This window comes from Agrobacterium sp. CFBP2214 (assembly GCF_030209895.1).
GTDB classification, from domain to species: domain Bacteria; phylum Pseudomonadota; class Alphaproteobacteria; order Rhizobiales; family Rhizobiaceae; genus Agrobacterium; species Agrobacterium radiobacter.
The window spans coordinates 78,455-103,421 of sequence record NZ_JARVRC010000018.1; the positions used below are offsets into that span (position 1 = coordinate 78,455).

Consider the following 24,967-nt stretch of genomic DNA (forward strand, 5'->3'; position numbering starts at 1 on the left):
GAATCCCAGCCTGCGGAGATTTATAAAGAAGAGCTGTCGAGACTTGATTGGTCCTGTTGATCAACGCCTGCATCAAGGAATTCAATCAGCGCCGCCTGCTCGGGACTGAACGGCCTTAGAAGCAGAAACTCCTCGATACGCATCTCTGTCTCGTGTCCGCCCGACGCTGGATTGCCCTTGTGACGGACGACCGATGTCGCATCGTCTCGCGTCCCAAGATACCAATTGTCACCGTTCGAACTCGCAGCAAATTGTTTGAAGTCCGCCATGACGATGCCCTCTCGTGTTACTCTGAAAGCCGCATGCGCGCGACCGCAGTCTATTGATCGCAACCGTACTAGTGCAGCGTAATCATGCTCGGTCGAAGGTAAATGACGTCAGCAAGGTCGTGACGAAATTGCTGGCCTTTTCCTTGACGAGTAGCTCCGTCCACTCGTCTGTTCCCCGAAACCTCAGGTCCGTCTGGATACTGTCAACAGCTGCGGCCTCAATGCGTTCAATATGCTCCTTGAACTGCGCTTCGCCTTCACCTCGGTAAAGATCGCGAATAACCATCCTCAGGATTTCCTGGATGGCAATCTGCCAAGCGGTGTTAATCGTGTTCAACTCATTTGTTGTCGATGACATTTGTCGTCCTTCGGTGTTCAAATGCCCACGTCATCGTTGACCTAGAGCTCTTACGGCTGGATTGGAAACTGGCGCCAGTGCGATCCGGGTCCACTCAATCGGTCGAGCGAGTGGTCGAAAACGTCGCGGATCGCTTTGCGATGAGTGCTGCTGTCGCAGATGTTCGGTCCGCAAGTTCTTTTGCGAGGCGTGCAACTCTAAGCCGTGCTGTTTTTTCATCTCGCGCCTCAACCGCAGCTTTCCGCTCGTGCTCTGCAAGATCCTTTGCGATGACAGGAGCCTGAAGCTTGCTGAACGCGATCTCTGCCTGTTGGCGGGATCTGGTGTGTTGTTGTGTCATGAAGTACCTAGCTGTCGGCCCACGGCCGAAAAAAAAGGCCAGGCGAAACGCCTGGCCTCGATGAAATTGCTCCCGGCAGTGCCAGTACATCCGTGGTCAAAGGGAAGCGGATCTCACTTATGCGGATTGCAGATTGGTCGCAGACATTTTGCCCGACTTGTTGTCGCGCTCAAGTTCGAAACCAATCTTCTGGCCTTCTACGAGTTCGCGCATTCCTGCACGCTCGACAGCGGAGATATGAACAAACGCATCTGCGCCGCCATTGTCAGGCTGAATGAAGCCAAAGCCCTTTGTGGAATTAAACCATTTTACTGTGCCAGTGGTCACGATGAACCCTTTCCAAGCATAGAGTGACATATCGCGCAACGAATGCGACGCGGAAAAAACCGACTATTTTTGAAAGAGAAGTTCGCTTAGAGCGCGGTGCCAATCGCACGATAGACAAGCTTGGCAAGCAAAAGATCGATGACAGATAAATAAAGCACCAGCGAGTTGAAGTCAACGATTAGTTTTTTTTATTCCGAATTTCATCTATTAGTTGCAGGTCGGGGTGGCACGGGAACCGATAATCGGCAGTCCCTTCGAGGTGCTCAACAATCGCGCGAGGTTTCCGGTTTCTCAAGCTGCGAATGCGGACGAAAAAGGGACTTCTTCGCGATGTTACGTGATGTGGATATAGCCTGTTCAACGAACGGCATCGAGCTAAAAAAGGTCATCGATCAAGAGGTCCCGGATATATCCGAATGGTGGTAGCGTCCGGACACTATTGAAAGTTCCAAAGGACATAACTGTTGCAAAGGCTCCCTTTCCGCGAAGTCGGATTTACCCGAGATAAATGCTCTTGAAGGGATGTGAACCGCCGACCCCGCGCTTGGGATTGGCTAAACATTTGCAACACAATTCATTCACAGCCGCAGACGCCGCCGCAATTTGGTTTTGCTGGCTAATAAGAATGACGCCCATCGAAAGAATAATCGGCCGAACAGCGGCATAGCCAAGGCCACCAAGTTGCCGAGAAATCAGCGCGGAGACGGACAGGAAGGTGCTGCGGATTACGCTGGCTTATGGTCGCACACTGCTTTCAAAAGCGAGATTGTCGTCGCTTGAGCAGTTTTCGAAACATCCGCATATCCTTCTCTACACTGAAGCTTCCCCATGACTGTGCTAGCGAGGCCTGCATCGATTCTCTCGGCCACTGCCAATGCAGCGGCGGCTCTGGTCTTGAATGGCAAGAGAGCTTCGAGAACGTATCCATCGCCGAGTGCCTTGGCGATGCACGCGATATCGAACATGTCACGTGGCTGAAGAGAGGATCCTCGATAGTGAACCTTCTTCGCGATGATTTCGCCCCGGGGTCTCAAGGTCAACTTCGGTTCCACGTAACGACGGCCGATCTGGACAGGGCTGCAACACTTCTCGCACAGATCGACGCTGAGACGGATGTGGGGGGTTGGGGGACGCTGAATAAGCAGTTCCACATGACACTTTACGGTGCCTGCCAAAATGAGCGGCTTATCGGCCTCATTGCTACCCACCATGATGCGGCCGACCGCTATGTGAGGTTGTTGCTTTCAAACCTGGACTATGAGCAGCAATCGCAGGAGGAGCATCGTGCTTTGCTTGAGGCTTGCAGAGATCGGAACGTCGACGCTGCGAGTGCAGTTTTGCAGCATCATTTGCTTGAGGGAAGCCGCAGGCTCAGCGCGGCCGCCCAGTCAAGCTCAGTAAGCCTCCGGTGAAGGCCGCAGGTCGGGCCGCTTGAGCGTTGACGGTCGGCGGCGTCCAATTCCACGGAAGCAACTGCTACAGCCTGGTAATCGGCGTGTCAGCGATGCGGGCAAGAACGTCGGCCAGCCACACCTGCGGATCGATGTCGTTGAGCTTTGCCGTCATAATCAGTGTGGCCATGAAGGCCGCACGATCTGCACCGCCGCAGGCCTAGCGAAAGAAGCTTCGAAAGCGGTCACCATCGGAGATAGTCGTCTTTGCGGGAAAAGGTGCCTCGTTGGAGCCGAACGGCATTTGCGCGCGTAACCTCCATGTCTCCGGTATGTCCCAATGCCTTTTGATCTTTGCGTCAACCAGCGGGTTATAATGCTGGAGACTGGCACCAATTCCCACGCCGGCAAGCGCAATCCAGACCGAAAGTTGCGCCATCCCAGACGCTTGCTCGGACCAATCTGGAAAATGATCAGCGTACAAAGGCCACTGATCTTGTAAGAGCCTGACCACATTTCGATCCTCGAAGAAAAGAACAGCACCTGCTCCAGCAGCGAAGCTATCGATTTTTCTGAGGGAGTGCATCTTCGCCTCTCCTTCAACGATATGGCTCAACTCCGATTTCACGATGTTCCAGAGTTTCTGATTTTCATCGCGGTGCAGGATCACAACGCGCGAACTTTGCGAATTAAAGGCTGAGGGTGACAGGCGAACCGCCTCGCGAATAAGTGCATCAATCTCTTCGTCAGAGAACGCGATGTTTTTGCCGAGAAAATACTGTGTCCGACGTTTTGCAAGAAGTTGCACCGTCACACCGCGGCCATCCGGATTTTCGGTTGGAAAGTCCAATTTAATCTCCTGGCTTTTCTATCGATTCAATCATGCGACCTGGATCGTTGGAGCAATAGGCTGCCAAGGCGAAACCCATTGTTGCGGAAAAGAGAACGATGCCAGCACCCTATGCAGCGTTATGCGATCCGGCGAGGTGAGGTCGATGCGGGGCGGCGGCGGACAGCGATTTTTACCAAGCATTGGAACTTGCTTGGTTCGTTTATTCAGCTCGACCTGTAGGGGTCGCTGTAGGACGTCAGTGTGAGCGCCGAACGAATTGGGAGACTTGACAATCCGCACACTCAGTGTTGCAGTAACCGCATTCACTGGAGTGCAGAGTTGCTAATGGCGGAACCTGAGACTGTCGAGATCTTGGACTTGATCTCCTTCATTCAGGTGGCCGAAACTGGTAGCATCGCTGGTGCGGCTAGTCGTTTGGGGATCGCTAAATCGATCGTCAGTCGCCGCGTCAGTCGCTTGGAGAATTTTCTAGGCGCAACGCTCCTCACACGTTCCCAAAAGGGAACAACCCTTACAGACGTCGGCCGTGAGTATCATGTACGAGCAGCATCTGGGTTGGCCGAACTGGAATCAGCGCAGGAGATGGTTGTAAGGTCGACGACCGAAGCGTCTGGTCAGGTTAGAGTTTCGGTTCCCGTAGCTTTCGGAGAGTTCTGTCTCGCTCCGCTGCTGGCAGAGTTCGCCCTCCTCCACCCAAGGATCCATTTCGACGTCCGCTTTGAAGACCGTCAGCCGGATCTTGTCGCCGAAGCGTATGACTTGGCGGTAAGGATCGGAAGCATCCCGGATTCCGTGCTGATTACGAGAAAACTTGCAAAGGTACGTTGGGCTGTCGCGGCCAGTCCATCCTATCTGGAAGCCAGAGGGCGCCCCTCAAAGCCCGCTGAACTGGCTGCGCACAACGCCATACTCTACTCCTTCGATACGGTCAGCTGGCGTTTTCAAGGTCCGGATGGATGGGAACAAGTCCGCGTGAACTCACAATTTCGCACAGACAATGGTCAAATGATGCTTGCCGCCGCGCGCGGCGGACTTGGTATCGTGGTACTGCCCCTCTTCATGGTTCAAGAGTCGCTTGCCAAAGGTGAGCTCGAAGTCGTAGTCCCAGGCTATAGTCACGCGGGGGCAGATTTGCACATATTGATGCCACCAGCGCGCGCAGGCATCGCTCGAGTGCGCGCGCTGGTGAACTTCCTGTATGAGAAATTCGAACGTGAGGTGTAATGACTGCCGCTCGTCGAGTTCGATAACCGCCCCGGGATTTCAAGACACGGCACCTTTAGGACCAACCACTCCAAGTCTCAGAAACCAAGTCGCCGTAATCCTAATGTCCTTTGAAGGTCACGACCTGCGATGAGAACCGCAGTACCAGGTGCTCTTGACCGGATAACGGGCGACGGCTCCGTATTGCGGATGGCTTTCAAGTGACCGTGCCAATAAGGCGGGCGATCGAGACTTTCGCCGAATCGGCGAAATCCTGCTCGACTTGCGAAAGTGGATCGGTGACGCTGGCACGGGCTTCAACCGTCGCCAACAGGCGATCACGCAGGTCTGGGTCGGAAATGCTCGCATGGTCGATCAGCGCGCGGATGGCGACGTCAGTTGCGAGCTTCTGAGCACTTTGCGTAAGAGCAGATTTCTCGCGTCTTTCCCTTTCGAGTTCCGCATGGCTCTCTGCCTTGCGGCGCCTAGACCTAATTCCGTGTTCTTTTTCCCAATACCGGGCTGTACCGCGCCCCACATAGAGTATGTCCCACGCGTGCTCTGGATCACCACCCTTGGCGGTATCCTCGTCCGCACCGCACAGGTGCAAAAACAGCCGACGCATGGCGACGTCCGAGAAATAATTTTGGGCGGTGGTCTGCGGTCCAACTGACTGGAATGCAGCTTCCGTTTCCACCGCCGCTCGGCTGATAGCTGCATGTATCGTATCCATCATTACTCTTTCCGCCTGCTTCAAGGTGTCAACTTTGTCCTGCAAATTTTTATCCTTTCGAAAGTCCCGTACGCAATTTGAGGAGATGTCAACCAGGTTGGTGAGACGTCTCCATCGATCTGCAAAATTGCATCGGCAACATTGAGTGGAAATTACGCAACACAACCGAGTACGAATTTCCATTGAAGTTCCAGCACTCAAAGGCCGAGTCGAGGAGGCACACTTCCTGAGCAACTGACGCAGCTTATCGAAGCAAGCCAGGTTTAAGGGCGATGTGCTTGTATTCGATAAAGTCCTCGATGGCGGCAACTCCGTTTAGCCTCCCGAGACCGGATTGCTTAAATCCACCCTCCTCCGTCCCGTCATACACCTTGGCCCAATCGTTGATGAACACACTGCCCGCTTCAAGCGCTTGCGCGACCCTTAACGATCGATCCAGGTCTCGCGTCCAGATAGAGGCAGACAGGCCATAATCGTTATCGTTTGCCAGCACGACTGCTTCCCGTTCATCGGAGAACCGCTGGATTGTTATCACAGGACCGAATGTTTCCTGCTGCACGACCGGCAGGCTGTTGTCGGAGACCTCCAGCATCGAAGGACGGAAAAAAGCACCTTTCGCCAAAGGGCCTTCTGTCACGGGCCCTCCTCGAACGACCGCAGTTGCACCCGTTGACAGCGCATTTTTCACCACGTTGTCGACACGGGCGACGTTCTCCTTGTCGATCAGTGGCCCCATATCGCTCGCCGGGTCGGATGCCGGTCCGACTTTGACAGCACGCAGCCTTTCGGCGAGGCCGTGGCGGACCCGTTCGTAGATTGAACTCTGTACGAGCAGCCGCGAGCCCGTCATACAGAACTGGCCGGCAAAGATGGTCAGGGCCTTTTCCAGCACGGGCAGCATGGCGTCGATATCAGCGTCGTCAAATACGATCATCGGAGCCTTGCCACCGAGTTCCAGCCCGAACCGCTTCATCCTCTTCGCACCGACGGCACCGATGGTACGGCCGGTTTGCGTGCTTCCCGTGAAGCTGATCGTCGGCACATCGGGGCTTTCAACCAGAAGCGCTGCGCCCTCCGAACCGCTCTCGATGAACATGTTCAAGATACCGCCCGGCAGGTCTTTAGCTTCCGCGAGGATCTTGGCCAGGACGCTGGCGATTTGCGCCGCCTGGCCGGGCATCTTAACGACGACCGCGCAGCCGGCAGCAAGTGCTGGAGCGAAGGAGCGGACCGCAAGAATGACAGGAGAATTCCAGGGAACGATAATCCCCGCCACTCCTATCGGCTGGCGCAGAATCACGGAGAGGCTGCCGGGCTTCGGCAATGTCGCTCGCCCCGCCTCCGTACGAGCCATCGCAGCCCAATATCGAAGCTTGCTCGGACTGCCGTCGATCTCCAGCGCCGCCTCGCCGAGCAGTTTACCGTTTTCAAGCGAGAGGATGTCGATCAGGCGCTTGCGATTTCGCTCGATTGCCGATGCCACCTGATCGAGCACCCTTGCACGAAGCTCGGCATCGTCGCGCCAGGCGGTTTCGCGGAATGCGCGTTTTGCGGCTTCGATGGCAGAATGTGCGGCCGCTCCGCCATCGTCCGGATAATCTCCGATCGTCTCATATGTCGCTGGATCGATGGAGCGGCCGCGTTTGGAAGACGAGACAAAGGTGCCGTCGATCCAGTTATTTGCGGAAAACGTCGTCATTGACTTGCCTTTCTGATGTTGCAAGGGCGCGCGAGATCCGGCCCGCCCTTATGAGTGGCGACCTCCGCACATACCGGGGTAGGCTTGCCCGCCCGATTCCGGGTTGAGGTGGAGGACGATCCCGGTCAGGTCAGGAACGGTGGCGGATTTTCGCCCCGCAAGCGATAATTCGGCCGCGGCCTTTCCAGGCGGATCGACTCCAGCACGGTATAGGCGTGGTACTTCGTCTGGGTCGTCACGCCGGCGAGCCGCTCGGACCAGAGCTGGCCATTGCTGCTCTTCTTTTCCAGGACGTATTTCGTGGCAAAATTGGCCATCGAATTGATCCAGTTCTCGGTGCCGGAAAACACTCTGTCCCAGCCGGCGCCCTCCAGGATGCTGACGAGCGCATCCGACCGGCTGAATCGATCCACGGCCGCCTGTGCTCCGTCGAGGACGTCCTGGAAATATTCGATTGAAGCTGCGACAGTATCTGGCGTCCCGTACTTCATATGATGGCCAGCCACGAGGAAATCGAAGTCATATTCCATCAGTTGCTTCTGTGCTTCGTACCAGCCGGTAATATTCTGCGATGCGTCGCAATGCATGAACGTGGCGCTGCCTGGACTGACGATGTCGATGACGGTCAGCACCTTTTGCGCTGGCGCATAGATAAAGATGTTGCCGGGGCAGTGGTTCTCGCCCTTGTAGGACAGTTCGAGCGTCACCCCGCCGACGACAAGCAGATGATCCTTGTCGAATGTCAGGGTTGGCACCGGTCGGTTCGGATCGGGGAACCGCTCTAGCAATTCCCTGGTTATGTCGTGCGCGACGATCTTAACATCCGGCCCGAAAACCGAAGCGGCACCGATATGATCCGTGTGCCAATGGCTATAGATCAAATGCGTTACCGGCTTGTCGGTGACGTCTTCGATGGCAGCCAGCATGTTTTCACCGATCGTCGGCGGTGCGTCGATGGCGACGACGCCGTCGCTGGTCACGACGAAGGCCGCGTCATAGCCTCCACTGGTGACCCAGTAGAAGCCGCCGCGAAGCTCCTCGACATGGTAACCGAGCCGCTGGAAGCGTTCGGAGGAGAAGTACTCAGGATAGTATCCCGGCGGATCAGCCGGGTGCTCCCCGGCTTCCGGAAAACCGTAATGGTCGATCCCGAAAAAGTTTGGCTCGTCGGACGCTCTGATCAACTTCTGGTGTCGGTCGCACATGTGATCAATTCTCCATGATGTTTGCGATATCGAAAGAAAAGTGGGTAGTTACGCGGCTTGCGGGGGAAAGCGCAGGACGGCCTTGATCACGCGCCCCGCCGCGACATCGTCAAATGCCTCGTTAATGTCGGCGAAGTCGTAGAAGGTGAGCAGCCTGTCGAAGGGGAAACGACCGTTTCGATAGAGACCGACCAGTTCCGGGATCATCAGGCCGGAAATGGCATCGCCCTGGATAATCCCGATGAGGCTTTGCCCTACCGCGAGCCGGGATGCGTCGACAACCGCGCCCGAATGGCCGTTGAAGGCGACGAAACCAAACTGCCCCATCGGTGCCAGAGCGCCTATGCCGGCGTCGAGGTTCTCCTTCCGGCCGCTCGTGTCGAGGACGTATTCGACGCCGCGAGAAGCGATATCCCTGATCGCCGACGCAACATCAATTTGCTCACGCGGGTTGACGCAATGCGTCGCGCCGAGGTCCAAAGCGAGTTTCAGCCGTTCGGTATTGACATCGATGGCGATAACGACGGCCGCATCGGCAACCTTTGCAGCCATGATCGCCGCCAGCCCGACTGCCCCTGCACCGAAGATGGCGATAGATGCGCCTACCGGCACTTTGAGCGCCTTCAAGACGGAGCCGGCACCGGTCTGAAAGCCGCAACCGAGCGGCCCAAGCAGTTCAAGCGGCACGTCGTCCGGGACCTTGACGGTATTGCGCGGGTGAGCGAGCGCATATGTGGAGAATGAGGATTGACCGAAGAAATGCGCATGGAGCCTCTTCCCGTCGGGCGTTGTAACGCCAATCGTTCCATCGAGCCTGGAGCCGGCGAAATTCGTTTCCCAGACGTGGTCGCAGTAGGCGGCATGGGAAGACATGCAGGGTTTGCAGTGGCCGCAGGAGTGATAGGAAAGAACGACATGATCGCCGGGTTTGAGATGCGATACGGTCGATCCGACACGTTCGACGATGCCGGCGCCTTCATGGCCCAAGATCGCCGGCAGTGGAGTTGGCATGAGCTGTTGCCTGACATGCGCATCGGTCGCGCAAATACCCGTAGCAACCATGCGGATAAGCACTTCGTCGGGGCGTGGTGCCTCAAACTTCACTTCACGAAGGATGAAGGGTCCATTTTTTTCTTCCAGTACGGCTGCGGTGGCGGATTGGGTCATCTTTTCCTCCATGGGCTGATTTCGGATACTAGGACGAGTGGATTCGGCTCACGGACCGGCGGCGATCCATGTTCGGAAAGGCTCGATCCGATCCGCGTGAGTTTTGGACGAGCGGTGGTGAAGCGGCTGGTTTTCTCAGCCCGTTTGCGGGCCCGCTGTTCGCGAACATATCCATGCTGTCGAACGGCTAAAGACAGCAATGGCGGAACGTCGGGTTGCTGATAATGAAACCCTTTGTGGCTTCATGGCAGGTGGACAGTTAGATCAGACAGGTCGCATCTCTCCGGCACTCGGGAATTTGCCTTGGCGGTAGGCGGCATAGTAGCCGGCAAGTTCCTCTTTGGAGCCTGCGATAAATGGGCCTTGTGCCACGACATGGATATTTTGCGGTTGGCCTGCATACAAAAGCACCCGAGCACCGTCCTTCCCCGCCTTGAGCCTAATAAAACTGTCACCGTGAATCGCCAACGGACTGGTCCAGCCGACTTTGTCCTCGGCGAGAACTGTCCTTCCTGCACCCGCCTCGATCTCGCCGGCGATGACCACGACGAAACCGTTGTAGGACGACGGCAACACCTGCTCGAACTCAGCTTCCGTCTCAAGGCGGATATCGACTAAGGTCACCGGCACGGCGTTCTTCGCTGGCGCGATGATCCCTGCCGAACGACCGCTGTAGACGGTCGCCGCGAAGCCGTTACCGCGATGTATCGGCATTTCATCACGTCTCAGGATCTGCACCCTCGGCGCCATGTTGCGCTCCCGCTCGGGAAGAACGAGCCATAGCTGAAACAGACGCATACCAGCAGAAACTTGGGTATCTTCCGAATGAACGATGCCGCTTCCGGCTGTCATCCATTCCACGTCGCCTTCGACCATGCGTCCGCCGGCATCTTCCATGGTGCCATGAAGCATGAATGTAACGGTCTCCAGGCCGGCATGAGGGTGGGCCCCGCCGAATTGCCCCTCGCCGGTCACATGATCGTCCGCCATCAGGAAGAACGGGTCGGTCGCGGAAAAATTTCCCGGTGCGACGACGAGCGCTGCTTTGTGCCTCTCGCCCGCAAAGCCGGGGCCGAGAGGCGGTGTGGTTGTAATGCTGTCGATGGACCTTTGAAACATCTTTGCTGCCCTCGTGAAGTTGAGAGGTGAAACCTGTCCGCCCTGTCAACGAATGTGCGGTGATTTTGAACGAGGCACCGCTCGCAACAAGTCACGATCCCCCGAACCCTATGTTGCCAAACCAGCAACGCCTCAGGTCACCGGAGTTGCGTTACGCTGCTGCGGATTGATGCCCACAAGCCAGCAACGAGAGCACGATGATGAAACTGACGCAGCGTATTCGCAGCTTTTTCCATGAGGGAGCATGGGACTTTCCCGAGCATGAAAGACCAGTGGTCGCTGGGTCGCCGGCGACACCAGAGCATGCCCTGACGCTGCGGATCGCCTATGCCCTCGTCGCAATTCTGGTCGGTCTGACAGGCGGACTGGGCAACGTACTGGTCATGGTCAACATCACGGAACTACAAGCAGGCTTGGCGTTGAGCTCCGTTCAAGCGGCCTGGCTGCCAACGGCCTATGCCATGACCAATATTTCTGCCAACCTGCTGCTGATCAAGTTCCGGCAGCAATATGGCCTGCGTGTATTCACGCAGGTTGCCCTCGGCCTGTATGCCCTCCTCTCCCTTACCTATCTGTTGACCGCAGATCACTGGCTCACACTCGCCATCCGGGCTGCAAGCGGCTTTGTTGCGGCGGCGTTAACGCCGTTGTCTTTGTTCTACATGATGCAGGCCCTTCCGGGCCGTTGTCGCGTCCGGGGGCTCATACTTGGCCTTGGTATCTCGCAATGCGCGTTCCCGCTCGCAAGCGTCATCTCGCCATGGCTGTCTGTCAGCTCACATTGGCAGTCGATATTTCTGCTCGAAGCCGGGCTTGCATTTCTCTCCTTCGCCGCCGTCGGGGCATTCCGGCTGCCACCCGCCGAGCGAGAGCGAGCGTTCGAACCTTTGGATTTCCTCACCTTTCTGCTTTTGGGTGGTAGCCTCGCCATGATTGCGGCAGTGTTGGGGCTCGGACGACTGGAAGGATGGTTCGAGGCATCTTGGATAATCTGGTTTCTGTCGCTCGCGCTTCCAATGATCACGACCGCGCTGATACTCGAGAACGGCCGGACCACACCTCTCCTCAACCTGCGCTGGCTCGGGAGCGGTGATATCGTCCGCTTTGCTTTTGCAATTCTCATGGCCAGGATCGTCCTTGCCGAACAGAATGTTGCAACCGGATTTTTGACGGCGCTAGGAGGCAGCGACGAACACCTCAGAGCACTTTCGATCGTCACCTTTGTCAGCGCTGTTGCCGGTGTGATCGTGAGCGCAATCACGGTGAATCTCGAAAAACTGGCGATGCCCATGACGCTGGCGGTCACCGCAATCGCTGCCGCGACACTTGCCGACAGCTCCGCCGCGAGCCTTGGCCATCTGCCCTGGTTTTACTTGTCCCAACCGGTGATCTCATTCGCGGCCATGTTTTTTCTTGGGCCGGCGCTGGTATTAGGCATCACGAGCGCACTGCGGAAAGGCAGCCGAGAACTCTTGAGTTTTACCGTCCTGTTTGCGGCAATCAATTCGATGGGCGCTCTCACCGGCCAGACATTGTTCGGCGCCTATATCGACGGCATCGCGACTGCTTCGCAAGATTGGGTCGCTGCCCAACAGAACGCCTTGCGCTTGGCGGCGGTGTTGGCTTTCTTAACTGCGGCCTATCTGGCTGTGCTCCTCGCAATTCGTATTCGCCATAAGCTGGCGGAAATTCGCCGTGATAAGCAGGTGTCCACTAACGGTGCTGCCCCTTTCGATCCGGTTGGTACGACCAAGCGGCAGTCAGGAATGCCTTGGCACCCGCCGACCCTTTCGTTTCAGGCGCGGGTGGTCTTGAGCGCTATCGCGACAACCGGGGCAATACTTTTTTTGGTGGCAGTGTGGCCGCAGGAGCGGTAGGCGATATCCATGGCGTGGATGTTTGCTCATACCATTTATCGATTTCGTCGCAGTGCCGGGGGTCGATTACATCTTGCTCAGGACGCCGGGTAGCGTTCGGTAACGTGATTTGGAGCATTGCAGATGTCGGATAAGAAATTTCGTGTGGGTATTGTTGGAGCAGACACTCACGCAAGTTGGGCGGGCGCATCGCATGTGCCAGCCCTGGCGTCACAACCTCACCTGACGCTGGCGGCAGTCGCGACCCGACGCGAGGAAAGCGCCAAGGCGGCGGCCAAAGCATTCGGCGCAGAACTCTGGTTTGCCGATCCCTACGCGATGATAAGAGATGAGAGCATTGACGTCATCACGGTCGCCGTAAAAGTGCCGGCGCACAAGGATCTCGTGATGGCCGCCCTGCAAGCGGGCAAATCCGTCTACTGCGAAGCGCCTCTGGGCGCAACGCTGTCGGAAACAAACGAGATGGCTGGGGCAGTGGGGTCTTTGCATACCGCGATCGGCCTGCAAGGCCGGCATAATCCTGCCGTCAGACGTGCGGCGGAACTGGTCGCGTCAGGAAAACTCGGTCGCGTGATGTCCGCGCGTGTCGGCGCAACCACATTCGGCTACGGGCCGCAATCTCCGAGCATGTACGACTATTTCAACAAGGCCGCTTCCGGCGCCAGCTTCATGACGATTACGGCAGGCCATGTGCTCGACGTCATCGAGGCGGTGCTCGGCAACATTGTCGAGGTCGATGCACGCACGGAGTTGCTCTGGCCGGAGATCGAGATCGTCGATACAGGTGAGACTTCGAAGCGAGAGATTCCGGATCATCTCGATCTGATCGCAAAGACGGCAAGTGGTGCGCCTGTATCCGTGCAGATTCTGGCCGGCGTACCTGCAGATGACGCGAGTTTCGTTTTCGATATCCGTGGTTCGCAGGGCTGGTTGAAGCTGACCGGCAATCATCTGGCAGGCGTACAGGTCGGAGACATTTCAATTTCATCGAGCCTCGAATTTGCTGCGCCCGATAGGCCGGTCGCCAATGGCGTCGGCCCGACCGCAGCCGAATTCTGGTCCGGCGCCGCCATCAATGTCGGGGAGGTCTATGCGTCCCTGGGGAGCGATCTTACGAATGGTACCTACATCACTCCCGGTTTCGACCATGCCCGCCATAACAGCCGCTTGATCGCGGCCGTCGAGCTTGCGGCAAGAACTGGCGAACGGCAACACATCGTGTGAGACGTCGCAGGAAGGCTCGGCATTCGCAACGAATGTCGGGCCGGCCGTGAGCGCAATCAGTGCGGAAATACGCTCAACAAAAGCTACTGCCGCCGGCCAATCTCGGAAATTTTAAAAACAAGGACGACATCATGCAAATGCGCAAGCTGGGTGAAAGCGGGTTGTTCGTGTCGGAGTTGTGCTTCGGCGCCATGACATTCGGGGGAACGGACGGGCTATGGGGAAAAGTGGGGAGACTTGACCAGGAGGATGCCGATGCACTGGTCAAGGCCGCTCTCGACGCCGGCATAAACCTGTTCGATACAGCAAATGTCTATGCGCACGGACGCAGCGAAGAAATACTGGGACGCTCGCTGAAGAACCTTGGTGTGTCGCGCAGGGATGTCATGATCGCCACCAAAGTCGCCTCCGCCATGGGTGACGGACCGAACCATCGCGGCGCTTCGCGTGGTCATATAATCTCCGAATGCCGGGCAAGCCTCGGCCGGCTGGGTCTGGACCACATCGATCTATACCAAATCCACGCATTCGATTCCGCGACACCGATCGAGGAAACGCTGGAGGCGCTCGACACACTCGTCCGGGCGGGGGACGTCCGCTACATCGGCCTTTCGAACTGGGCCGCGTGGCAGATCATGAAGGCGATCGGGATAACACGCGCCAGAGCCCTCGCGCCCGTCACGTCACTGCAGGCATATTACACGCTTGTCGGGCGCGATCTGGAGCGCGAGATCGGCCCGCTGCTCTCGTCGGAACGTGTTGGCCTCATGGTCTGGAGTCCGCTTGCCGGCGGCTATCTCACCGGAAAGTATTCCGCAGGTGGCAATCCTGCAGGCGGCAGACAAACGGAATTGGATTTTCCACCCATCGATCGCATCCGGGGAGAGCCCCTGATCGCGGTCCTTAAAGCTGTCGCGGAGAAACACGGCTCCAGCCCGGCGCAGATCGCGATTGCCTGGTTGCTGAAGCAAAGCGTCGTCTCCACCGTAATCGTCGGTGCAAAGCGCATCGAGCAATTGCAGGAAAACATTCGGTCCGCATCGATTGAGCTGGACGATAACGACATGGCGAAGCTCGATGAGGTCAGTCGTCTACCCGTCGAGTATCCGGGTTGGTTGCTGAATGACGGAAACGGACACTCGCGCTGACACGGAAAAGATGCTTGAGATCGATGCAGGATGAGTTTAATTATCCATTCCATGAATTTACACGGTATCGATCTCAATCTTCTCGTTGCCTTTGATGCCCTCAATTCCGAGCGTAATGTGACACGTGCCGGAAGCCGTATTGGCCGGACCCAGCCGGCCATGAGCGCGGCTTTGTCGAGATTGCGGTTTCTGCTGCGTGACGAATTATTTGTTCGCGGGCCGAACGGACTTCAACCTACACCGCGAGCGGTAGAACTTGCCGAACCGATCTCACTTGCTCTGCGGGAAATTCAGCGGACATTGCAATTCACGCAGGGTTTTGATCCCGGCAAATCGACCGTATCTTTTTCCATTGCCGTTTCGGCACATGCAGGTTCAGTCATATTGCCGCGCCTCCTGTCACTGCTTGAGGAAAAAGCTCCCGGGATTGATATCAAGGTCAGGGATTATAGCAGCCGTGATGACGCGGTTTCCCTGCTTGACAGCGGCGGCGTCGATCTGACAGTCGGCATTCCCCCCACGCCCACGAGCCGCATCCTGAGTGCCCGGCTTTTCCAGGAGCGGTTCGTTTGTATCCTTAAGAAGGATCATCCAATCCTCGGCCGCCCTTTCGATCGCGAGACGTTTCTGTCTCTGACGCATATCCTGGTCGCGCCCGATAATGAGGGTCTGGATGTTGCCGATGCCGCACTGGCTTCGAAGAATTTCAAGAGGCGGGCGGCCGTGACCATTCCCCATATGCACGCCGCACCGGCATTGGTTGCATCGTCGGATATGGTCGCGACCGTCATCGAAAGCGTGGTTGCTCATTCAGGCTTTGCAGAGCGTCTTGCAGTCTTCGATTTCCCGCTCCCTCTAAACCCGGTACCATTCGTGCTGTCCTGGCATCGTCGCAATGACGGGCACCCGGCCCAGCAATGGCTGAGAAACGGCCTGCTCGCCGCGTTTCCCCACGTGTGGCTCTCTTCAGAAAATATCTGCAGCGATCTTGCCCCACAGTATTACTAGGCGGCCATTGTATCGCGGCAAGCAGCTTAGAACGCGTAACGCTCAATTTGCCATCACACGGCCATCGGCGTCTGATGCACGACGATTGGCGCATGGAACGGAACGCGGTCGTAAAGGTGAACGATGTCCTGGTTCATTAGGCGGACGCAGCCGGATGAAACAGCCTTGCCGATGGATTGCCATTCGGGATTGCCGTGGAGACGATACAGCGTATCTTCTCCGTTCTGGAAAATATAAAGGGCCCGAGCGCCGAGCGGATTATGGAGACCAGGATCCATCCCTCCGTTTGCGACAGAGTATTTTTCCAGTTCGGGTTGCCTTGCAATCATCTCGCTTGGCGGCTTCCATCTTGGCCAATGCTGACGCCAGTGGATATATCCGTTCCCTTCCCATGAAAATCCGTCGCGCCCGATGCCAACGCCATATCGTAACGCAGTTCCGCCGTTTTCCACCAGATAGAGAAATCGCCTTGGCGTATCGACGACAACAGTTCCCGGCGCCTCCCCGGTCGGGTCACCAACGCGCTGCCTGAGATATTCCGGGTTCATTCGCTCAAAAGGAACTGCAGGAACGAAATGTCCACCGTCTTCAAATGCAGCGTAACGGGAAGCAAGATCTGGGTCGACCGGTGAAGGCTGCGGAGTAACAATGGGCTGGGATGAGCCTGGTGCCGATCTTTCTGGGACTGTTGTGCATCCGCCGAGTATGGCCGGCGCGGCTAAAGAGCCGACTATGAACGTACGACGGGATATGAAACTATTTCGGTTCTGCATCATGGAAGGCGACCTTCGGGTTGTGGCTGGCACACGTGCTTGAATCGCACGGTATCCTCCAACAGACGGAATATTCCATATCTGTATGAGTGATAGCCGTCATAACCGTTGGCTATGCCATTGGGGCTACCGCTGCTCCGGGGAGATCCCGTCAATGTCCCTGAGCCGCGGCATAACGAAGTCCGTAAATGCCCGGACGACCGGTCGCATGAACTTTGTGGACGGATAAGCAAGAAAAGCTTCGGTAGATCGCAGCCAATATTCGGGAAGCACCCTTACAAGCTCGCCGCTGGCCAACAAGTCCAATACGAGGTTCTTCTGCACCAGTCCCACACCCCGTCCCCGTAAAAGTGCTGCAATCATGACATGCGCATTGTTCGTTATGAGTATTGGCCTGACGGTGACGTCTTCGGCGCGCGCGCCAGGTCCCAACAGGGAAATAGTATTGCGCTGAGCGAGCATCTTTGGAGTACCAATGACTTCAAGCTCCGAAAACCGTTGTGTGTCTTCAATCTCCCCCACCTGTTTCAGGTAACGAGGGGACGCGACGAGAAATCGCTCCACCCACCCGATGCGGCGTGCGATGACATCCTGATCTTCGATTTTCCCGTAGTGAAGTGACAAATCGAAATTATCATAGACCAAGTCGACTGTGCGCTCATCGAGAGCCAGTTCGACGGAAATCCCGCAATAGTCATCTTGAAATTCCCCGACTATACGTTCGAGATGACCGACACCAATGCAAGATGGGGCGTGAATTCTTAGATTGCCTTCGATTTCACCTGTGTTGATGCGGACGCCTTCCAGCGCCGCGTCGATCGATGCGATCGCAATGCGGCTGGCTTCGTATAATTCGAGTCCATGCGCCGTCGGGCGAACGATTTTCGACGAGCGCTCCAGAAGCCTGGCTTGAACGTGCCGTTCGAGGTTCGAAATATGCTTCGTAACCGCCGGCTGCGTTACCCCAAGGTCCCGTGCCGCAGCAGTAATCGACCCCTTCTCGACGGTGCGGATGAAGGCTTTTAAAGCAACGTTGATATCCATCATATTACTCTTGATTATAATTGAATCAAGTCATAACCAATGGTTTAGAATATGGCTTGATGATGTCTGGGTAAAGGATAGCGCAAATTTTAACCTCGCCGACCCGACTGGGCTCACCCCTCGCAATCGATCAATCATTTTTCGAGCGGCCCGACGCAAACCAACGATCACCGCTCGGACGCCAGCCCGCTGTTGATCTCCATCAGCAGGCGCTTCTGCTGGTTGTTCGTATTCTCCAGGGCATGAAGCCAGAGCAGCGTTGCTGCCTGGTGCTTCCTACCGCCGCTCAACGCGTTGTCGAAGTCTCTCATCCATGATCCAAGATGAGCGATGTAATCTTCGGCAAGCGCTGAAATCTCGACGTCGTCACTATCTGGCCCCAACGCATCGAAACGATCCCCCAGCTCTCGCACGGTAGCACCATATTCGAGATCCGCGAGTTGGTCATAGAGCCGGGCCAGTTCTGCGCGCTGCTCTTCATCCAAAAGGTGTGATAGGAGTACAGATTGCTCCCGACCGGCTCGCACCGCTTTAGGCTCTCGCCCCGACTCCAGCGCCATCAGAGACGCAGCAAATTCCGGCGCCATGTCGGGCGGTCCTTTGCCGTCACGCAGGGCTGTAACAGTCCGGCGTTGACGCTCCAGAAGTTCGATCTGCCGCGTGAGCCCCTCAAGAAGAGCGTCCAAACTGTCCTCGCTCATCTCGGCACGACCGTCGAGAAACGCTGGGATTTGCGAGAGCGAGAAACCGAGCGCTGTCAATTGACCGATACGCAGCAGTCGGATCAAATGCGGCACGCTGTAAATGCGATACCCATTGTTCTGTCTTGGCGGCTCCGGCAAAAGTCCGATCTGGTGGTAGTGCCGCAGCGTGCGGATGCTCATGCCCGCCAGTCCTGCAATCTCCTTACTGCGCATGCGCCGCCCTCATTACTCGCCCCTCAAATGCCGTGCAAGAAAGCGCTCGATCTTCCGATAAAGCTCAATATTGCTATCCTCGTTGATGAACCAGTGTCCTTCGCGGTCGTTGAGAAGATAGTCGACCTCCACACCATTCGCACGCACCCTTTCCACCACCAGATCCGCCTGTGCCTTTGCAACACGCACATCGTTCGCGCCGTGAACCACCAAAAGCGGTTTGGAAATGCAATCAAGCCGGCTTGCCGGCGAGCGCGCAAGCATGTCCCGGGCCTGCGTCTCGATGTCTGGATCGCCCATGTAAGAAAGGTAGGTGTTGATTAATGCAGGCCGTATGAACGAGACGACTCCATCCACCAGCAGCCGGAGATCGGACATGCCGGAGTAGGAGATGGTGGCGGCGAAGCGCTCCGGCGTGAAGCTGGCGCCCACCAGCGCGGCGTAACCGCCATAGGAGCAACCGTAGATCGCTACCCGCGCCGGGTCGGCAATACCCTGACGTATTAGCCAGTCGAGCCCATCGATCAGGTCGTCATGCATACGCCCGGAGAACTCCCCTATCGCGGCTTGCATGAACGCCTTGCCATAGCCGGTCGAGCCGCGAAAATTCACCTGCAGCACGGCATAGCCGCGGTTGGCGAGGAACTGCACTTCAGGATCATAAAAGCAGGCGTCGCGATACCACGGCCCGCCATGTACCAGAAGCACGGTCGGCAGCGCACGCGGCTCATCCTTGGCATCGAACCCGATGGGCAGCGTCACATGGCACGGCAAGGTCAATCCGTCGCGCGACATCACATCGATGGGTCGCACGCTCGCCAGCCGCTCGGCTGAGAGCTGAGAAAATCGCTCGCCAAGCACGTACGCTTCGCCGCTCTCATGTTCGTAAAACCATGTCGTGCCGGGATGCCGGTCATCCCAAAATTCTGCCACCCATTGTCGCCCATCGGCATCGCAGGAAATGTACCCTATTTCACCGTCTGACAGCCGCTGTAAGCTGTCTAGCACGGCGGCAAAATGCGGGTTCAGAGGCCGTATCTGCTGTCTTTTGCCAAGATAACGTAGTCCCAGCAGCTCGCCTGTCACAGGATTGCTGATCAGGCTGGAGGGAAAGCGCGGATCGGCCTCTGGCCGCGGCGTATCGAGGCTGTAATCGGGCTGGCTGTCGACTACCCTGTGCTTGCCCGTCGCAAGGTCAATGGCAGCAAGATAGGTGTGGTCGCTGCCCGCGTTGCAGCCAACCAAGACGCTCTTTCCATCCGCCGCAACCATCAGCGGCATCGGCCCGATTGGCTGGTCGCGTCCGCTCAGGTTCGCCAACGTGGTGAAAACACCATTCTCGTAACGAGCCAGTTCGTGGTCGCCCGCGTCGTTGATGATGAAGGCATGCATCGGTCCGTTCGGCGTAACGATCCAGCGTACGAACCGACCAGGATTCAAGGCAGCGACCCTGGTTTCAGCGCTTTCGATATCGACCTCGTACAGGTCAATCAGACCCGGACTTCTAAGGTTCATCTGCACGAAAGCCTTACCTGGAAACGCGGCGGACAAGTCCAGTCCCATTACCCGCACGCCGGAATAAGGCGTCAAGTCGACTGTCCTAGCCTTCCCGCCCACCGTCTCTGCCCCGTCCACCTCCACACGATGAAGGTGCCAGTTCTCGTCGCCCTGGGTGTCTTGTACGAAGAGAATGTAGCGAGCATCACGCGTCCAACTAAAGCCGTCGATATTGCGCGTGTCATCGGCCGTCAGTCGCCGCGCCGTGCCTTGTCCGACTGGCCGCACCCAGATATTCAACCGCCCACGCCAAGGCGCCAGATAGGCCACCAGCCGGCCATCGGGCGAAATATGCGCCCGCGAAAATTCTGGCATTCCAAAAAGCGTTTCAATCGGGATGAGATCAGTTGCAGTCATGTCGAACCTCGCATCGTCGACGGCGCCATCGCGGGCCACCACACTCCAACAATATCGACACACTGCCTGAACTATGACGTCGCGTCGGGGTCAACCGTGAAAGCCAGCTTGGTCCGGAATCACGTAATTTCTGCGTAACTGTGAGATTCCATATCACTTTGGCGGGATCGCGCTTCGCTCTCGCAATTGAATGACTTGTCTAAAAAGAAGGTACATCAAATGAGCAAAGCCTCCCAAGTTCACATCGTCATCCGACGCCTGTTTGCCGGAACAATGTTCGCAGGCCTCCTTATCCTGACCGGTTGCCAGACACCGGAACAGGAACGCTACGCCGATCTCGACACCTGCTCGGGAATGGGCGCACGATACGGATCATCGTCTCATACCGCATGCATGCTCCAGCAGCAGCAGCGTCGTGACGACGCGCAACTACGGACCCTTGAGTCAGCAAGGCTAAGCCAGATCATGGCAGAAGATGCACGCCGGCAGCATGAGCGTATGAGAAGAGAGAGACGACGAGACTAGTTCCGAATTCGGTGTGAGGCTCGAGCGGAGACGTTTGCGCCCAGCCTCTCACCAATGATGCGCCCCTTTATGTAAACCGGATCTGGTCGAAGCCACAATATCGGAAAACGGTGCCTCAATTGGATCTGATCTTCGTATTCCATAAAGGCCCGCGACGTGTTGAAGCCGCTTTCTAACGCCAGACACACGCTGGAACCCGACCACACAACTGTACCGAAGTCAGACTTCGATTGCATTGCCGGGGCGTCCAACACGTCGACCTGGAGCGTACTGCGAAAGCAGGCCGGGTGATTACGCGGTTGCTCGGCCTTTCGGTTGCACGCGCAGAGATGACCGACAGCACGCGAGCTAGAGCCCTTCCTGGGTTTTTAGGGATTGGGGTTGCCTATATCGCGGAGGGACAGATGCTGGCGATGACCCGTTAAATTGGCCTGTGTGATCGCCTCGAGCACCCGGTGACGATCGAGCGCGACCGCGAAGTCTGGCGCATCTGCGGTTCCGTCGCGGAGGTCGGCGGCGAGTTGGGCGTAGAGCCGGGCGACACCCGCGGCGGGCGCTTCGAGTTGCAGGTCGGGAGCCGCGTATGCTGTTGGGACCTGTAGCTGCTGGACAGGTTCGCTGCCGCGGCGCAACGTGATGGTCATATCACCGAAGTGGATGTAGCCCGACGCCGTCTCCACGCGCAGACTGCCTTCCGTACCCTGGATCTCCCACACCAAGCCGGCGGACTGTCCGGCACTGTAATGCAGCGAAGTGACGATCCCGCCTTCGAGAACGCCGGCGACGATGATCTCGTCCGGCGCATCCTTCGGGAGGGACGAGCCATCCGAGAGGCGGACGCCGTCGCCGCGCTGATTGGCGACGATGGCGGACAGGCTCTCGAATGCGCCGAGTACGTGCGCCAGTGGTTGGAGCGCGTGGCCGAGCATGATGCTTTGAAGCGTCGCGCCATTCTCTGCGCGAGCCATGTATTCGAATGGCGGGCCGTATCGGCCGACCCACATATCGTCGTTCAGACGCGCGCGGATGCTCGTGCTGAGCGGCATGCCGATCACGCCCTGCCGGACGAGGTAGCGGAGGTAGCGGATCGGCGGGTGCAGGCCGCCCTGCAAACCGATAACCGTGCGCAGCCGCCGTTCGCGGGCAAGCCCCTCCAGCGCTTCGACTTCCGATAGAATTCGCGCGAGCGGCCATTCGCAATAGACCATCTTGCCCGCGGCGAGCGCGTCGGAAACGATCTGCTTGTGATCCGGCACCTTGACCGCAACCACGACCAAGTCGACCTCCGGCCGCACGACCAGTGCCTGATGTGTGTCAAAGGCGAGATCAGCGCCCAGTCGGCTAGCGGTCGCGTTCGCACTTTCCATACGCGTCGTGCTGACGGCGCGGATCTGGAACGCATCGAGCGCCCGCAGTGCCGGGACGTGCGCAATTCCGCCCCAGCCTCGATCGGCACTGGCGCCGACGATGCCGACGCCGATCCGGGAGTTTGGTGAATTGGTCATGTAGGCGTACTCCTGTCTGATGCACCCCGGCAATGCTCGCCTTGCTGCACATGGTTTCGTTTCCGGACAAATGCTTGGGCGCATAGCGAGTGACCAAGCATGCCGTTCACGTTGCGGCTGCGTGGGTTGAGCCCAAGTGACGCAAGCGCAGGGAGTTAAGCGTGTGTCCAATGGGCCTCGAGTTCGCGCGCGACATCGGCCGGACGCTCTATCATCGGCCAATGCGAGGCGCGGAGCTTCACGACGGCGCGTGCGTGTCTGGCATTGCCGAGCTCGTCGGCGAAGCGGTGCGGCAGAAACGGATCGTCCAGGCCCCAGATCACCAGCGCTGGCGCGGTTATGCTGCTCAGACCCGGTTTCCACTGCGCCCCGACCTCGATTGCGGAACGGTAAAGTGCGAGAATGCTTGCCCGCATAGTGGCATCGAGATGCCGAACCGATTCATCCGCCGCATCTTTCGGCATCTGCGCCTCAACGAGTTTCGCCGCAAATTCCTCGAGGTCGAGTTCCTTCATCCATTGCTCGCCCTCACCTGGCGTCTGCCAGATCTTGGCGAGATAGTGCCACGGATATTCCGGATCAATCGGCCCACTGATGCCGGTCCAGGTCCGCACCAGATCCGGCCGGATCGACGTCAGACGGCCTGTCAGCAGGCAGCCCCAGTCATGACCGACCAGATCTACGGGTTCGCCGATCTCATCGATCCGGTTGATCAGCCAGTCGAGATACTCTTCCTTTGTTGACCTGAAATCCGTCGGCAACGGATTACCAAAGCCGGGAAGATCGATCGTGATGATGTCACTGCGCTCAAGATGAGAGCGAACGGTGTCCCAGAGCCGGTGGGTGTCGGGTACGCCGTGGACGAGGACTGCAGGCATGTCACGATCTCCTGGTTGTCGTTGTCAAGAGAATAGGGAAATGGCGGCATCGCGGAAGTCGGCGTCAGAGAAACCCGGCGTTGCTATTAGCGGAACCCTTGCCGTTGTGCGCTCTAACCCGCGCCGCTTTTCCCACGACGATAGTCACGCCAGCCGGTGTTGTCGCCCTCGAGATGATAGACCCTCGGTTCCCCAGACAAGTATTCCTGTATGCCTCCCATGAACGGCTCGTGATCTTCGCTTGCTTCGAAACCCGGAGTATGATCGTCAAGCGACCGCCATCGCACGATCAGATTGAATACCTCCGGCGTTTCGATCCCCTGGGCGAGGACATGACCGCGATAACCCCGCGCACGCGTGAGCAGAGGAACAACGTCTCCGAACGCTTGCCTGAACTCGCTGATCTTGTCCTTTTGGACAGGCAGCATAGCGATCTCATAAATCATGATTGCACCTTTGTGTCGGCCTGCGGGTCAATGGCAATCGCGATCTTACCGCGCAAACCGTTGTTTGGTTTCTCGAGCAGTGCATGGGCAAGCGGAAGGTCGGCGAGCGAATAGACGGCTCCCACGTGCGGCCTCAGTTGACCGCGTTCCACCAAAATGCTCAGCTCGTTGAGCTTGCCTTGGTTCTGCCTCGTGAAGACGAAGTGGTAGCTCGCATTCTTGCCCCATGCCTCAATGAGATTCTGCGGCTGTGCGATGTCCACGATTGAGACGACGCGACCGAGTTGTGCAAGCGCCTTCGTGCTTTGGGACAATGTTTCACCTCCGAGGGTGTCAAACACGACGTCTACTCCGAGGCCTTCAGTCTCCCGCATGATGGCGGCGACATAATCCTCTTTCCTGTAATCAATGACGACGTCAGCTCCGACACTTCGCGCAAACTCGAAGTTTTCTTCGCGGACGGTCGTGTAGACCTTTGCTCCGATGGCTTTCGCAACTTGGATAGCCACATGCCCTACCCCTCCCGCGCCGCCATGGATCAATATGCTTTCTCCCACCCTCAGGGCAGCACGCGAAACAAGCGCTTCCCAGGCGGTTCCGCCAACCAGGCTGAGGCTCGCAGCCTCAAGATGGGTCAGCGAGCTGGGTTTGCGCCCGATGATGTTTTCGTTGGCAACGTGGTATTCGGCATAACTGCCTGGCCCGTCGAAGATCTGTGGCGTGTACCAGACCTCGTCCCCTGGAGCGAACATTGTTACCCCCGGACCGGTAGCTTCGACAACGCCCGATACGTCATGACCGGTAATTGCCGGCAACGGTACCAGGTCGCGATAGTCGCCTCGCCGAACTTGGTAGTCGAGGGGATTGATCGATGTGGCATGGACCCGTACCAAAACCTGCCCCGCCTTCGGAAGAGGCTTTGGAACTTCGACGAGATCAAAGGCTTCTGGACCGCCAAAGGATTTGAGTGACATCGCTTTCATTTCAGGCTCCTCTTCTATCGAAGGTAATGATTCTGGTCGCTGGCGTCGGCGTGGGACGAGC

23 protein-coding genes and 1 pseudogene are annotated in these 24,967 nt (G+C 57.4%); 6 read left to right on the plus strand and 18 right to left on the minus strand.

Going from position 1 to position 24,967, the window contains the following annotated elements:
• Positions 1-20 precede the first annotated feature (20 nt).
• From QRN60_RS24280 to QRN60_RS24295, 3 genes are all read right to left on the minus strand, one after another.
• On the minus strand, positions 21-269 hold the full coding sequence (locus QRN60_RS24280; RefSeq protein ID WP_060726546.1) for a hypothetical protein: 249 nt from the start codon (positions 267-269) through the stop codon (positions 21-23).
• A gap of 82 nt (positions 270-351) precedes the next feature.
• A complete protein-coding gene (locus QRN60_RS24285) occupies positions 352-627 on the minus strand; it encodes a hypothetical protein (protein ID WP_060726545.1) in 276 nt (91 codons plus the stop codon).
• Positions 628-1,084: 457 nt separating this feature from the next.
• Positions 1,085-1,294, minus strand: a complete 210-nt coding sequence (locus QRN60_RS24295) for a cold-shock protein (RefSeq protein WP_034806062.1) — start codon at positions 1,292-1,294, stop codon at positions 1,085-1,087.
• Positions 1,295-2,070: 776 nt separating this feature from the next.
• On the opposite strand from QRN60_RS24295, the gene QRN60_RS24300 reads away from it, so the two are divergent.
• Positions 2,071-2,706, plus strand: a complete 636-nt coding sequence (locus tag QRN60_RS24300; RefSeq protein ID WP_245364782.1) for a GntR family transcriptional regulator — start codon at positions 2,071-2,073, stop codon at positions 2,704-2,706.
• 64 nt (positions 2,707-2,770) lie between these two features.
• Here QRN60_RS24300 and QRN60_RS24305 read toward each other — a convergent pair.
• Both QRN60_RS24305 and QRN60_RS24310 read right to left on the minus strand, forming a co-directional pair.
• A pseudogene (locus QRN60_RS24305) lies at positions 2,771-2,896 on the minus strand (transposase domain-containing protein); the annotation flags it as partial.
• A gap of 9 nt (positions 2,897-2,905) precedes the next feature.
• Positions 2,906-3,499, minus strand: a complete 594-nt coding sequence (locus QRN60_RS24310; protein ID WP_111792101.1) for a nitroreductase family protein — start codon at positions 3,497-3,499, stop codon at positions 2,906-2,908.
• A 363-nt stretch (positions 3,500-3,862) separates the two neighbouring features.
• Between QRN60_RS24310 and QRN60_RS24315 the strand changes: the two genes are divergently transcribed.
• Positions 3,863-4,762: a LysR family transcriptional regulator gene (locus QRN60_RS24315; protein WP_284767114.1), complete on the plus strand. Its 900-nt coding sequence runs from the start codon at positions 3,863-3,865 to the stop codon at positions 4,760-4,762.
• A gap of 196 nt (positions 4,763-4,958) precedes the next feature.
• On the opposite strand, the gene QRN60_RS24320 is transcribed toward QRN60_RS24315, so the two are convergent.
• The 5 genes from QRN60_RS24320 to QRN60_RS24340 all read right to left on the minus strand — a co-directional run bounded on the left by QRN60_RS24320 (position 4,959) and on the right by QRN60_RS24340 (position 10,664).
• Complete coding sequence (locus QRN60_RS24320; protein ID WP_236760347.1) at positions 4,959-5,519, minus strand: hypothetical protein; 561 nt, start codon at positions 5,517-5,519, stop codon at positions 4,959-4,961.
• Between the two features lie 199 nt (positions 5,520-5,718).
• Positions 5,719-7,173, minus strand: coding sequence for an aldehyde dehydrogenase family protein (locus tag QRN60_RS24325; protein WP_129567410.1), 1,455 nt, complete (start codon positions 7,171-7,173; stop codon positions 5,719-5,721).
• Between the two features lie 125 nt (positions 7,174-7,298).
• On the minus strand, positions 7,299-8,378 hold the full coding sequence (locus tag QRN60_RS24330) for an MBL fold metallo-hydrolase (protein WP_077998836.1): 1,080 nt from the start codon (positions 8,376-8,378) through the stop codon (positions 7,299-7,301).
• A 48-nt stretch (positions 8,379-8,426) separates the two neighbouring features.
• A complete protein-coding gene (locus tag QRN60_RS24335) occupies positions 8,427-9,557 on the minus strand; it encodes an NAD(P)-dependent alcohol dehydrogenase (RefSeq protein WP_245369130.1) in 1,131 nt (376 codons plus the stop codon).
• A gap of 252 nt (positions 9,558-9,809) precedes the next feature.
• On the minus strand, positions 9,810-10,664 hold the full coding sequence (locus QRN60_RS24340) for a pirin family protein (RefSeq protein ID WP_060726531.1): 855 nt from the start codon (positions 10,662-10,664) through the stop codon (positions 9,810-9,812).
• Between the two features lie 197 nt (positions 10,665-10,861).
• On the opposite strand from QRN60_RS24340, the gene QRN60_RS24345 reads away from it, so the two are divergent.
• From QRN60_RS24345 to QRN60_RS24360, 4 genes are all read left to right on the plus strand, one after another.
• The gene (locus QRN60_RS24345; protein ID WP_162686305.1) at positions 10,862-12,541 is read left to right on the plus strand and encodes an MFS transporter; all 1,680 of its coding nucleotides are present in this window, start codon (positions 10,862-10,864) and stop codon (positions 12,539-12,541) included.
• Positions 12,542-12,664: 123 nt separating this feature from the next.
• Positions 12,665-13,765: a Gfo/Idh/MocA family protein gene (locus QRN60_RS24350; RefSeq protein WP_060726529.1), complete on the plus strand. Its 1,101-nt coding sequence runs from the start codon at positions 12,665-12,667 to the stop codon at positions 13,763-13,765.
• A gap of 131 nt (positions 13,766-13,896) precedes the next feature.
• A complete protein-coding gene (locus QRN60_RS24355) occupies positions 13,897-14,913 on the plus strand; it encodes an aldo/keto reductase (RefSeq protein WP_080865238.1) in 1,017 nt (338 codons plus the stop codon).
• A 30-nt stretch (positions 14,914-14,943) separates the two neighbouring features.
• Positions 14,944-15,921: a LysR family transcriptional regulator gene (locus tag QRN60_RS24360; protein ID WP_080865239.1), complete on the plus strand. Its 978-nt coding sequence runs from the start codon at positions 14,944-14,946 to the stop codon at positions 15,919-15,921.
• Between the two features lie 53 nt (positions 15,922-15,974).
• On the opposite strand, the gene QRN60_RS24365 is transcribed toward QRN60_RS24360, so the two are convergent.
• The 8 genes from QRN60_RS24365 to QRN60_RS24400 form a co-directional block, all read right to left on the minus strand.
• Positions 15,975-16,694: a L,D-transpeptidase gene (locus QRN60_RS24365; protein ID WP_373426378.1), complete on the minus strand. Its 720-nt coding sequence runs from the start codon at positions 16,692-16,694 to the stop codon at positions 15,975-15,977.
• A gap of 126 nt (positions 16,695-16,820) precedes the next feature.
• Positions 16,821-17,738 carry a LysR family transcriptional regulator gene (locus QRN60_RS24370; protein WP_060726657.1) on the minus strand — a complete coding sequence of 306 codons (918 nt, stop codon included), beginning with the start codon at positions 17,736-17,738 and terminating at the stop codon, positions 16,821-16,823.
• 167 nt (positions 17,739-17,905) lie between these two features.
• The gene (locus QRN60_RS24375) at positions 17,906-18,655 is read right to left on the minus strand and encodes a MerR family DNA-binding transcriptional regulator (protein WP_060726526.1); all 750 of its coding nucleotides are present in this window, start codon (positions 18,653-18,655) and stop codon (positions 17,906-17,908) included.
• Between the two features lie 12 nt (positions 18,656-18,667).
• A complete protein-coding gene (locus tag QRN60_RS24380) occupies positions 18,668-20,569 on the minus strand; it encodes a S9 family peptidase (RefSeq protein WP_111785329.1) in 1,902 nt (633 codons plus the stop codon).
• Between the two features lie 893 nt (positions 20,570-21,462).
• Positions 21,463-22,599 (minus strand): Gfo/Idh/MocA family protein, encoded by a 1,137-nt coding sequence (locus QRN60_RS24385; protein WP_060726525.1) that lies wholly within the window; start codon positions 22,597-22,599, stop codon positions 21,463-21,465.
• 155 nt (positions 22,600-22,754) lie between these two features.
• Positions 22,755-23,477 (minus strand): alpha/beta fold hydrolase, encoded by a 723-nt coding sequence (locus QRN60_RS24390; RefSeq protein ID WP_129567411.1) that lies wholly within the window; start codon positions 23,475-23,477, stop codon positions 22,755-22,757.
• Between the two features lie 113 nt (positions 23,478-23,590).
• Entirely contained in the window at positions 23,591-23,923 is a 333-nt protein-coding gene (locus tag QRN60_RS24395) for an antibiotic biosynthesis monooxygenase family protein (RefSeq protein WP_080865241.1), read from the minus strand.
• A complete protein-coding gene (locus QRN60_RS24400) occupies positions 23,920-24,906 on the minus strand; it encodes a zinc-dependent alcohol dehydrogenase family protein (protein ID WP_111785310.1) in 987 nt (328 codons plus the stop codon). Before QRN60_RS24400 ends, QRN60_RS24395 begins: the two co-directional genes overlap by 4 nt.
• Between the last annotated feature and the right edge of the window lie 61 nt (positions 24,907-24,967).